Consider the following 720-nt stretch of genomic DNA (forward strand, 5'->3'; position numbering starts at 1 on the left):
CATTCCGTTAGCGCCGCAAAAAATAGAGTTGTGTAGGCTAGCTTCAAAGACAGCAAAAACGCTATTCAGATTTGAATGGCGTTTTTTATAACGAAAAGGAAATTCAATGTCAGTTTCATGGGATCCGTACTATCAAAAAGTCGCTCAACAACCACACAGGGTCAATGTAGAAAAAGCCCTACAATTTCACACATTAGCAGAGAAAATTGCCGTTGACGCTGGCTGCGGTACAGGGAGAGACTCCAATTTTCTTCTCGCACAAGGCTTTCGTGTTCACGCATTCGACAACAACTCTGATGCAATAAAAACCTGTGAGACGCGTTTTTCTGAACAGTCGAACTTCTCCATCTCGCAAGCGTGTTTCAGCGATTTTGATTACCCTAAGTGCACCCTATTTATTGCTAGCGCCAGCCTGTTCTTTTGCCCAAAAGCGCACTTTGAAAACGTGTGGAATCAAATCGATTCTTCTTTGCCATCAGGTGGTGTTTTCTGCGGGGACTTTTTAGGCGTGAACGATTCTTGGGTTGATTCAAACTCGCATGCTCATCTAACCTCACTCACTCGCCAGCAAGTCGAGCAATGTTTTGAAGGCTATGACATCGTCTCCATGCATGAAAGAGATGAAGATGGCACCACCATAGTCGGGACGCCTAAACATTGGCATGTATTCAGCGTCACGGCAGTGAAATGCTAATCTGAGCGCAGGAATAAAAACAAAAA

The 720-nt window shown here is 44.3% G+C and carries 1 protein-coding gene; it reads left to right on the top strand.

Translation table 11 applies throughout. The features are described 5' to 3' along the window. The first annotated feature begins 106 nt into the window (after positions 1 to 106). Positions 107 to 694: a class I SAM-dependent methyltransferase gene (locus tag R7Q48_RS27305; RefSeq protein WP_020841811.1), complete on the top strand. Its 588-nt coding sequence runs from the start codon at positions 107 to 109 to the stop codon at positions 692 to 694. The last annotated feature ends 26 nt before the right edge of the window (positions 695 to 720 follow it).

The organism is Vibrio sp. 378 (assembly GCF_033339435.1).